The organism is Actinotalea sp. (assembly GCF_041597215.1).
Taxonomy (GTDB): domain Bacteria; phylum Actinomycetota; class Actinomycetes; order Actinomycetales; family Cellulomonadaceae; genus Actinotalea.
This window is the reverse complement of sequence record NZ_JBFHHB010000128.1, coordinates 1-8,991: the sequence shown is the minus strand read 5'-3', so window position 1 is coordinate 8,991 and position 8,991 is coordinate 1. Positions and strand designations below refer to the sequence as shown.

The window sequence follows — 8,991 nt, the reverse complement described above, 5'->3', positions numbered from 1 at the left end:
TCCTCGAAGATGTCGTGCACGTGCTGCCACATGGCCACGAAGTCGCCAGGGCGGTTGCCGTTGAGCGACTCACCCTTGGTGTTGCGCTCCGCCCACGGGTACCAGGAGGAGTTCATCTCCTGGTCCAGCCGGATCCCCAGGGGAAGCCCGAGCTCGGCGATGTCCTCGGCGTACTGGTGCAGGTAGTCGTCGAAGGCACCGGGGACCCCGGCCTCCGGGTCGCCGATGATGAGCGGCAAGGAGTAGTCGGCGTCGACGGGCTGGTCGTTCGCGGCGGACAGCGGCCGTGACTCCCAGGTCAGCAGGGGCATCATCGAGCGCTCCCACGCCCGGGTCACCGCGTCGGCCCGGAAGTCGCCGTCCCAGCCCTGGAAGTACCCGACCATCGTCGGGGTGACGCCCACCTTGGCGGTGACGTCGTCGACCTCGGCCCAGCTGAACGGAGCCTGCGGGGTGTAGATGCCGTACTGGCGCTCGGCGGGGCGGATCAGCGAGGCGAGCGACGGCGCCTCGGGAAGCGCGGGGGTGGATGGGGTGGACGGGTTGGACGGAGCCGGGGCCGTCGTCGGTGCCGGGGTGGCGACCGTGACCTGTCGGGCGACGAGCTCGAGGCGCATGGACTCTGCCTCGGCCTCTGCAGCCGCGGCGCGACCCGCAGCAGCGGCAGCCGCGCGTTCCGCGGCAGCCTTGGCAGCGGATCGCTCCTCGGCGGCCTGCCGCTCCGCCTCGGCCTCGGCCGCGCCGGCCTCCGCCGCAGCAAGGCGCTCGGCCTCGGCCTTCGCCTCGCCGGAGATCTGTCCCGCGGCGCGCTCGGCTGCCGCCTTGCGCTGGGATGCCGTGAGGTTCTCCAGCTCGGCCTCACGGGCCTCGAGGCTCGCCGTGAGCTCGGCGACCTGGGCCTCGAGCGCCACCTGCTCGGCGGACGGCCCCTCGGTCGCCGAGAGGGCGAGACCACGGGGGCTCGTCCACACGGCCATGACGGCGATCGCCAGGAGAGCGGCGATCACGGTGGTACCGACCTTGGCCCGCCGGGACAGGCCGCCGGTGGTCCACCACTGGGCGTTGGTGTCAGACATAGAGGAGTGCCTCCAGGCTCAGGATGGTCAGGCCGATCAGGTACGGGACGGCGGCCCAGGGGTTGAAGCGGCGCGCGCGGGGAGCGGCGGCCGGCGCGCTGACGCGCGTCGTACGACGTGAGGGTGCGACGAGCAGGTCGCCGTCCGCGCGACCCACCGGGGCGCGGTCCACCACGTCGACGGGTGCCGGGCCGCTGAGGTCGTCGAGCTCCGCGAGCCCGGTCAGGGCCTCACCACCGGTGTAGGCACCGGCCCGGGTTCCCCAGCCGGCCACGTGCGCCATCCGGAAGAAGCCGATGAGGCGGACCGGCATGAGGAAGAAGGTCGAGACGATGATGAAGACCGGCAGCCGGAAGAAGTCGGAGGGAACCTCCTGGAGGTGCCGGATCTGCCGGATCGACATGCTCAGCACCGAGGAGGCGACCATCAGCCCGATCACCCACGCCCAGCCCAGGTGCTCCCCGTAGGCGTCGATGACGGCCTGGTAGAGGTTCACCCCTGTTCCGCTGACGGCGCGGTAGATCCAGCCGAGCACGGAGCCCGCGAGCAGGAAGGGCAGGACGATGTCGGCGAGGAAGAAGACGCTGAGCCAGGGTGCGTGCCCGAGCATCCACGGGAGCATGCGCAGGGTGTTGTACTGGCTGCCGCGCGCCCAGCGCAGCTGCTGCTTGAAGAGCTTCTTCACCTGCAGCGGGGCGTCCGTGTAGACCAGGCTCGTGTGCTGGTAGACGGTGCGGTAGCCCTCCTTGAGCGTGAGGTTGGTCAAGGTCCTGTCGTCGGAGACCTCGAGGAAGACCCCGAGGAAGCGCTCGGCCATGAACGGCTCCATCACGCGGATGAGGATCGAGCGGCGGAAGGCGATGGTGCGTCCCGGCAGGCAGCCGACCTGACCGAGCACGCTCTGGGCCGGCATCGAGTACAGGGACCGGGAGTTCTCGAGCCAGTCGGCCCAGCGGGTGATCCAGCTCCGGGTGGGCTCGAGGATCCGCTGACGGGTCGTGACCCCGCCGACCCTCGCGTCGGCGAAGGGCTTCACGAGCTCGGAGAGCACTCCCGGCGTCCACACCGTGTCCGAGTCGACGAGCACGGTCACGTCGTAGCGCGACATCTCGGTCCCGATCTTCACCGCGTTGCGCTTGCCGGGGATCGGGGTGTGGACCCATCGCACGAGGGGGGCGAACTCCTCGCAGACCTCCTCCAGCGCGTGGTTCCGCGCACCGTTGATGACGACGATGATCTCGTCCGGCTGCTGCTCGACCATCCGGCCGATGACGTCACGGAAGAGGTCGAGGGGCTCGTCGACGACGGGGACGACCACGCTGGTGGTCGTCGAGTAGGGAGCGGTGACGGGCCGGTAGCGGCGCGAGAGGACCACCTTGAGGATCCACAACGCCCAGACGATCGCCGAGAAGAAGGCGAAGAGGTAGAGCTCGTTGTGGTCCTCGATCATGTGCCGGAACTGAAGAAGGAAGATGAACATCGTTGCCTCGCACGGTGTCGCTGGGCAGGGGTGTCTGCGGCCGCGCCATCGGGGTGCAGGATGTGCCGGCGGTGCCGGCGATCGAGCGGTCGGACCGCTGGTGCCGTGGATTCCCTCGGGGGGAGTCGCGGCCCAGGAGCTCGGTCATGACTGCTGTCACAGGTTGAGTCGACTCCGGCGCCGGGGTCAAGGGCGGGCGGACGGATGCCGGGAACGGTCATGTCCCGATTGCGGAGAAGATCCGTCGTGCCGTGCGTGGCCGCGCCGGGCTTTTTACCTGCGGAAACACAGAATTTGCCGTTCGAACGTCTCGTATCGTGAGATTCACCCCTCGGAATCCTCAAGTCGTTCTGCGGGCACTCCTCCCGGTCTGCGGGGGTTGTGACACAGCCGGACGGGTGTGACCGGCTCGGGTCGGTTCACCCGTTCGGCCGTCCCGGTCGCCCGGGGCGCGAGGTGGCCCGGGTGCCCGGGGTCGGCGCGGGCGTCCGCCTCGCACGCTTGGCGCCGGCGCGCAGAGGATGGCGGCTAGGCTCGGGCCGCACGGGATGTGGCGCAGGTTGGTAGCGCGTCCGCTTTGGGAGCGGAAGGTCGTGGGTTCGAATCCCGCCATCCCGACCACTCGACCACCGGGTCACCCGGTCACGGGTTGTGGCGTGCCCTAGGATGAAGGGTCCGTCTGCGGCCCCCTGCCGCACGCCACCCTGCGGGAACCGGCCCCGGCCGTCGTCCCGCTCCGAGGACCGGCACCGCCACGACCCCGTTGGAGACCACTGCTGTGAAGAGCGCCGTCGAGACCCTGGACGCCACCAAGGTCAAGCTGACCGTCGAGGTGTCGGCCGAGGACCTGAAGCCGAGCATCGACCACGCCTACCAGCACATCGGTTCGCAGGTGCAGGTGCCGGGCTTCCGCAAGGGCAAGATCCCCGCCCGGATCATCGACCAGCGGGTGGGCCGCCCGTCCGTCATCGAGCACGCCGTCAACGACGGGATGGCCGGCTTCTACAGCCAGGCCGTGTCCGAGTCCGACCTGCGTCCGATGGGCCAGCCGGAGATCGAGGTCACCGAGATCGCTGCGCTCACCGAGACCGACGGTGGCATGACCTTCGTCGCGACCGTCGAGGTCCGTCCGACGATCGAGCTCCCCGAGCTGTCGGGCCTGACGCTGACGGTCGACGACGTCGAGGTCTCCGAGGCCGACGTCGACGAGCGTCTCGACGCGCTGCGCGAGCGCTTCGGCACCCTGGTCGGGATCGACCGGCCCGCCGCCGAGAAGGACTTCGTCGTCCTGGACCTCACCGCCAAGGTGGGCGAGGAGGAGGTCGACTCGGTCAGCGGGATCTCCTACCAGATCGGCGCGGGCAACATGCTCGAGGGCCTCGACGAGGCGCTCGTCGGCCTGTCGACCGGCGAGTCCACCAGCTTCGAGACCGCGCTTGCCGGCGGCGAGCACGCCGGGGAGACCGCTCTGGTCTCCGTGACGGCCACCGCCGTGAAGACCCGCGAGCTCCCCGAGGCCGACGACGCGTTCGCGCAGCTCGCCTCCGAGTTCGACACCCTCGCCGAGCTGCGGGACGACCTGCGCGAGCAGGCCGCCAAGGCCAAGGACTCCGGCCGGGCCGTGCAGGCGCGTGACCTGCTCCTCGCCCGCCTGCGCGAGGACATCGAGATCCCCGTGCCGCAGGGCGTCGTCGAGGCGGAGGTCCACCGTCACCTCGAGAACGAGGGGCGCCTGGAGGACGAGGAGCACCGCGCAGAGGTCACCGAGGAGGCGCGCACCTCGCTCGCCGAGCGGATCCTCCTCGACACCCTCGCCGAGTCCGTCCAGGTCAAGGTCTCGCAGGAGGAGCTCGTCGACTACCTGGTCAACGCCTCGCGCCAGTACGGGATGGACCCCAACACCTTCATCCGCACGCTCGACGAGCAGGGTCAGATCCCCGCGATGGTCGCCGAGGTCGGTCGCTCCAAGGCCGTGGCCGTCGCGCTGCGCCAGGTGAGCGTCGTGGACGGCTCCGGCGCCGTCGTCGACCTCTCGGAGTACATCGGCGCCGACGAGGTCGTGGCCGACGACGCCGACGCCGAGGTCACCGAGGAGGCCTGAGCCCCCACGGGCTCGAACCCGGTCCCGCCACGACGGCCCCGCACCGCACGGTGCGGGGCCGTCGTGCGCCGACAGCGAAACCGGCCCCGCTGCGGGAGTAGGCGCGCCCCGCCTCGCGTTAGGGTCGCACAACAGTTCCAGGGCCCCTGGGCCCGCGCAGGACGAGGAGAGCCGTGAACCAGTTCCAGCAGCAGTCAGAGCCGCGTGCCGCGCGGGGCGAAGGGCCGAACCTCGGCCTCAACGACCACATCTTCAACCGGCTGCTTCGTGAGCGGATCATCTGGTTGGGCTCGGAGGTCCGCGACGAGAACGCCAATGCGATCTGCGCGCAGATGATGCTGCTCGCCGCAGAGGACCCGGACAAGGACATCTGGCTCTACATCAACTCGCCCGGCGGCTCCATCACCGCCGGGATGGCGATCTACGACACCATGCAGTACATCCAGCCCGACGTCGCCACGATCGCGATGGGCATGGCCGCGTCGATGGGGCAGTTCCTGCTCTCCTCGGGTGCCAAGGGCAAGCGCTACGCCACCCCGCACGCCCGGGTCATGATGCACCAGCCCTCCGGGGGCATCGGCGGCACGGCGACCGACGTGCGCATCAACGCCGAGCTCATCCTGCACATGAAGCGCGTGCTCGCCGAGCTCACGGCCGAGCAGACGGGCAAGCCCGTCGAGCAGATCAACGCCGACGCCGACCGCGACCGCTGGTTCACGGCCCCCGAGGCCCTCGAGTACGGCTTCATCGACCACGTCGTCACGCACTCCGGCTCGGTCTCCGGCGGCGGCGGCACCACGGGCTCCACCGCCTCGGCAGACGCCTGAGCCCGGCCGCACCCACGACATCCAAGGAGCATCAGTGAGCAACGACTACCTCGCCCGCGCGGCCTCCCTCGCCGGCGGTCAGGCCCTGCCCTACGGCGCGCCCAGCTCGCGCTACGTCCTGCCGCAGTTCGAGGAGCGCACGGCCTACGGCTTCAAGCGCCAGGACCCGTACACCAAGCTCTTCGAGGACCGGATCATCTTCCTCGGGGTCCAGGTGGACGACGCCTCGGCGGACGACGTCATGGCGCAGCTGCTCGTCCTGGAGAGCCAGGACCCGGACCGCGACATCATCCTCTACATCAACTCGCCGGGTGGCTCGTTCACGGCGATGACGGCGATCTACGACACGATGCAGTACATCAAGCCGCAGATCCAGACCGTCTGCCTCGGTCAGGCAGCCTCGGCCGCCGCCGTGCTGCTCGCCGCCGGCACGCCGGGCAAGCGCCTCGCGCTCCCCAACGCTCGTGTGCTCATCCACCAGCCCGCCATGGAGGGCGGTGGCTACGCGCAGGCGTCGGACATCGAGATCCACGCCAACGAGCTGATCCGGATGCGCGAGTGGCTCGAGGAGACCCTTGCCCGGCACGCGGGCAAGGACGCCGCGATCGTCCGCAAGGACATCGAGCGCGACAAGATCCTCTCCGCCCAGCAGGCGAAGGACTACGGCCTGGTCGACCAGGTGCTCGAGAGCCGCAAGGCGGCCGTTCTGCCCTCCTGAGCCGATCTGCTCAGGTGCGCCTCCGCGTGGCCGATCGGACACGCGGAGGCGCACAGGCTGACAGGCAGCCATCAGTGGTGTGCAATGGAGGTGGTCGGCGAGGGTCGCCGTCCGGGAGGAGGACGCCGTGGCTCGCATCGGTGACGGTGCAGACCTGCTCAAGTGCTCCTTCTGCGGCAAGAGCCAGAAGCAGGTCAAGAAGCTCATCGCCGGCCCCGGCGTGTACATCTGCGACGAGTGCATCGAGCTCTGCAACGAGATCATCGAGGAGGAGCTCGCCGAGGCCACCGAGGTCGGCATGGTCGAGCTCCCCAAGCCCCGCGAGATCTTCGACTTCCTCGAGCAGTACATCATCGGCCAGGAGCCGGCCAAGCGGTCTCTCGCGGTGGCGGTCTACAACCACTACAAGCGGATCCAGGCAGGCGAGCTCGCCCGTCCCGGCATCGAGGCCGATCACGTCGAGCTCGCGAAGTCGAACATCCTGCTGATCGGCCCGACGGGCTGCGGGAAGACCTACCTCGCCCAGACCCTCGCCAAGATGCTCAACGTGCCGTTCGCCATCGCCGACGCCACCGCGCTGACCGAGGCGGGCTACGTCGGTGAGGACGTCGAGAACATCCTGCTCAAGCTCATCCAGGCCGCGGACTACGACGTCAAGAAGGCCGAGACGGGGATCATCTACATCGACGAGGTCGACAAGATCGCCCGCAAGAGCGAGAACCCCTCGATCACCCGTGACGTCTCCGGCGAGGGCGTGCAGCAGGCACTGCTGAAGATCCTCGAGGGGACGACGGCGAGCGTTCCCCCGCAGGGCGGGCGCAAGCACCCGCACCAGGAGTTCATCCAGATCGACACGACGAACGTGCTGTTCATCGTGGCCGGTGCCTTCGCGGGGCTCGACGAGATCATCACCTCCCGCGCCGGTCGCCGCGGGATCGGCTTCGGGGCGCCCCTGCACAGCGCGGACGACGTCGACGTCTACGGCGAGGTCATGCCGGAGGACCTGCTCAAGTTCGGGCTGATCCCGGAGTTCATCGGCCGTGTGCCGGTCATCACCACCGTCTCGCCGCTCGACCGCGGTGCGCTCGTGAAGATCCTCACCGAGCCCCGCAACGCGCTCGTCAAGCAGTACCAGCGCATGTTCGAGATGGACGGAGTCGAGCTCGAGTTCACCACCGACGCCGTCGAGGCCGTCGCCGAGCAGGCCCTCCTGCGCGGGACGGGAGCGCGTGGTCTGCGAGCGATCCTCGAAGAGGTCCTCCAGCAGGTCATGTTCGACGTGCCGAGCCGCGACGACGTCGCCCGGGTGGTCATCACCCGCGAGGTGGTGCTGGAGAACGTGAACCCCACGATCGTGCCGCGCGAGGCAACCGACAAGAGGGCTCCTCGGGAGAAGTCGGCCTGACCACTGGCGTGTTCCGGCCGGGTGGAGTTGTCTGGGACGGGTAGTGGGAGTCGGCGACGACGCCGGCCCGGCCACCCGACGGAGAGGTGCTCGATGAAGCTCGACGCGCTCAAGCCCCTGCTCGACCACGACGGACCGCTCACGACCGTGAGCATGGACGTCACCCGCGGTGACGAGGTCGGAGACCGAGACCTGCGCAATCGATGGCAGGGTGTGCGGAGGTCGCTCGAGGGGCAGGGGGCCCCGGCCCCGGTGCTCGATGCTCTTGCCGACCTGCTGCTGCGTCCCACGCACGTCCCCGGTCCGCACGGGCGGCTCGTGGTCGTCGACGGGCTCACGGGCCGGGAGATCGTCCTGGACCGGGTCCTGGCGACCGCTCCGGTGCGCGACGAGGCCGTCCACGGGGCGGTCCCGCCGCTGGTGCCGGCAGCCAGGGCCGTCGACGAGGCCGTCCGGTACCTGCTCGTCGAGGTCGACCGCTCGGGCGCCGACCTGACCTGGTCCGGCGTCGAGCTGCCGGACGAGGAGCTGAGCGAGACGGTCGAGGGCGGGCACGACCTCGTGCACAAGGTGCGGACCGGTGACTGGTGGCACTCGCGGCGCACCGCCGCGCGGATCGAGGACTCCTGGGAGCGCAACGCCCAGGTGGTCGCCGACGAGCTCGACCGGGTGGTGCTCGCTCATCGCCCGGAGCTGGTCATGCTGACCGGCGACGTGCGGGCCGTCGCGATGATCCGGGAGGCGGTGGGGCACGCCGTCGCCGAGGTGCTCGTCGAGGTGCCCGGTGGCTCACGGGCGGACGGCATCAAGGAGGACGTCTTCGCCGCCCGGTTGCACGAGGTGGTCGAGGCCTACCGTGACCGGCGGCGTCAGTCCGTCCTCGACCGGGTGGCCGAGGGGCTCGGGCGTGGCGACGGAGCCGTCACCGATCTCGGGGACGTCGTCGAGGTGCTGCGTCGCGGGCAGGTGGCCGAGCTCGTGCTGGGCGCAGACGCGGCCACGGGACTCGCGGAACGGACGGTCTGGGTCGGCCCCGGCCCGCTCGAGCTGGCCATGAGGCGCAGCGAGCTCGCCGGGCTCGGGGTGGACGACGGCCATGCGCAGGAGATGCGCGCGGACGTGGCCGTGCTCCGTGCGGCGATCGCCCAGGACGCAGGGGCGACGTTCGACCTGCGCGCGACCGTCCCCCTGATGGGCGGGATCGGCGCCGTGCTGCGCTGGAGCGACCCGGCGACCCCGCACGAGACGGCTCCGGCCTCGACGCGGGACCGCTCCCGTCGTGCCGGGCGGTCGATGGGCTAGGACGCGTCCGTCGCGGTCCCGCGGGCGGCACCGGACGCGGGGCTCATCTGGAGTAGAGCTCCTCGATCTGCTCGGCGAAGCC

At 70.2% G+C, this 8,991-nt stretch carries 7 protein-coding genes and 1 tRNA gene; 6 read left to right on the top strand and 2 right to left on the bottom strand.

Features of this window, described 5'->3' with window-relative positions; all coding sequences use genetic code 11:
- Window positions 1–1,076 (bottom strand): glycoside hydrolase (locus ABWK99_RS10155; protein ID WP_372594585.1); only part of this gene is annotated, 1,076 nt, incomplete at its 3' end.
- Window positions 1,069–2,556, bottom strand: coding sequence for a glycosyltransferase (locus ABWK99_RS10150; protein WP_372594584.1), 1,488 nt, complete (start codon window positions 2,554–2,556; stop codon window positions 1,069–1,071). The genes ABWK99_RS10150 and ABWK99_RS10155, both read right to left, overlap by 8 nt.
- A gap of 544 nt (window positions 2,557–3,100) precedes the next feature.
- On the opposite strand from ABWK99_RS10150, the gene ABWK99_RS10145 reads away from it, so the two are divergent.
- The 6 genes from ABWK99_RS10145 (at window position 3,101) to ABWK99_RS10120 (ending at window position 8,909) form a co-directional block, all read left to right on the top strand.
- A tRNA-Pro gene (locus ABWK99_RS10145) sits at window positions 3,101–3,177 on the top strand.
- Between the two features lie 157 nt (window positions 3,178–3,334).
- A complete protein-coding gene (gene tig, locus ABWK99_RS10140; RefSeq protein ID WP_372594583.1) occupies window positions 3,335–4,657 on the top strand; it encodes a trigger factor in 1,323 nt (440 codons plus the stop codon).
- 173 nt (window positions 4,658–4,830) lie between these two features.
- Window positions 4,831–5,484, top strand: coding sequence for an ATP-dependent Clp protease proteolytic subunit (locus tag ABWK99_RS10135; protein WP_372594582.1), 654 nt, complete (start codon window positions 4,831–4,833; stop codon window positions 5,482–5,484).
- A gap of 34 nt (window positions 5,485–5,518) precedes the next feature.
- The gene (locus ABWK99_RS10130; RefSeq protein WP_372594581.1) at window positions 5,519–6,202 is read left to right on the top strand and encodes an ATP-dependent Clp protease proteolytic subunit; all 684 of its coding nucleotides are present in this window, start codon (window positions 5,519–5,521) and stop codon (window positions 6,200–6,202) included.
- A gap of 127 nt (window positions 6,203–6,329) precedes the next feature.
- Window positions 6,330–7,607 (top strand): ATP-dependent Clp protease ATP-binding subunit ClpX, encoded by a 1,278-nt coding sequence (gene clpX, locus ABWK99_RS10125; protein WP_372594580.1) that lies wholly within the window; start codon window positions 6,330–6,332, stop codon window positions 7,605–7,607.
- Between the two features lie 93 nt (window positions 7,608–7,700).
- Window positions 7,701–8,909 (top strand): Vms1/Ankzf1 family peptidyl-tRNA hydrolase, encoded by a 1,209-nt coding sequence (locus ABWK99_RS10120; RefSeq protein WP_372594579.1) that lies wholly within the window; start codon window positions 7,701–7,703, stop codon window positions 8,907–8,909.
- The last annotated feature ends 82 nt before the right edge of the window (window positions 8,910–8,991 follow it).